The organism is Citrobacter sp. wls826 (assembly GCF_005281245.1).
Classification (GTDB): Bacteria; Pseudomonadota; Gammaproteobacteria; order Enterobacterales; family Enterobacteriaceae; genus Citrobacter; species Citrobacter braakii.
In genome coordinates, this window is sequence record NZ_SZWS01000055.1 from 82,778 (window position 1) to 84,168 (window position 1,391).

Annotated in this window: 2 protein-coding genes; both read left to right on the forward strand. The window is 52.5% G+C overall.

From position 1 onward, the window contains the following. Positions 1-137, forward strand: a 137-nt coding sequence (locus FDW87_RS22845; RefSeq protein ID WP_252363226.1) for a BCCT family transporter, incomplete at its 5' end; no start/stop codon positions are given. A gap of 34 nt (positions 138-171) precedes the next feature. Continuing rightward, positions 172-1,314, forward strand: a complete 1,143-nt coding sequence (gene caiA / locus FDW87_RS16205) for a crotonobetainyl-CoA dehydrogenase (protein WP_003018898.1) — start codon at positions 172-174, stop codon at positions 1,312-1,314. The last annotated feature ends 77 nt before the right edge of the window (positions 1,315-1,391 follow it).

The window sequence follows — 1,391 nt, forward strand, 5'->3', positions numbered from 1 at the left end:
TCGTTCTGCTGGCGCTGGGTGGTCTGAAGCCGATTCAGACCGCGATTATCGCCGGAGGATGTCCGCTGTTCTTCGTCAACATCATGGTGACGCTGTCCTTTATTAAAGACGCCAAAGTGCACTGGAAAGACAAGTAATTCTAATTAACCCAATTGATCAAGAGGCTGAAAGATGGATTTCAACTTAAATGACGAGCAGGAGCTGTTTGTCGCCGGTATTCGTGAACTGATGGCCAGTGAGAACTGGGAAGCTTATTTTGCCGAGTGCGATCGCGACAGCGTCTACCCTGAGCGTTTTGTTAAAGCACTGGCGGATATGGGCATTGATAGTCTGTTGATCCCGGAAGAACACGGTGGTCTGGAAGCGGGTTTTGTTACCGTCGCTGCAGTCTGGATGGAACTCGGACGCCTGGGCGCACCAACCTATGTGCTGTACCAGTTACCGGGCGGTTTTAACACGTTCCTGCGTGAAGGGACTCAGGAACAAATCGATAAAATCATGGCGTTCCAAGGAACCGGTAAGCAGATGTGGAACTCTGCCATCACCGAACCGGGAGCGGGATCGGATGTTGGCAGCCTGAAAACCACTTATACACGTAAAAATGGTAAGGTTTATCTTAATGGCAGTAAGTGCTTTATCACCAGTAGCGCCTATACCCCGTACATCGTGGTTATGGCGAGAGATGGTGCATCGCCGGATAAACCTGTTTACACCGAGTGGTTCGTTGACATGAGCAAAGCGGGTATCAAGGTCAACAAGCTGGAGAAACTCGGTCTGCGCATGGATAGCTGCTGTGAAATCACCTTTGACGACGTTGAACTGGACGAGAAAGACATGTTCGGTCGGGAAGGTAATGGTTTCAACCGCGTGAAAGAAGAGTTCGATCATGAACGTTTCCTCGTCGCGCTGACCAACTACGGTACGGCAATGTGCGCTTTTGAAGACGCCGCGCGCTACGCCAATCAGCGCGTGCAGTTTGGCGAAACGATCGGCCGCTTCCAGCTGATTCAGGAGAAGTTCGCGCATATGGCGATCAAATTGAATTCCATGAAAAACATGCTGCTTGAAGCGGCATGGAAAGCGGATAACGGCACCATCACTTCGGGCGATGCGGCAATGTGCAAATACTTCTGCGCCAACGCTGCGTTTGAAGTGGTCGATACCGCCATGCAGGTGCTGGGCGGTGTAGGTATCGCGGGTAACCATCGCATCACGCGTTTCTGGCGCGATCTGCGCGTTGACCGTGTTTCTGGTGGCTCTGATGAAATGCAGATCCTGACGTTGGGTCGTGCGGTACTCAAGCAATACCGCTAATTCAGCACGATTCGTAGGCCGGATAAGGCGTTTACGCCGCCATCCGGCAACATGCCCGGTGGCGCTGCGCCTACCGG

Bases quoted from the DNA above. Each gene is read 5' to 3' on its own strand.
- caiA (WP_003018898.1), top strand. From the start codon at position 172: ATGGATTTCAACTTAAATGACGAGCAGGAGCTGTTTGTCGCCGGTATT.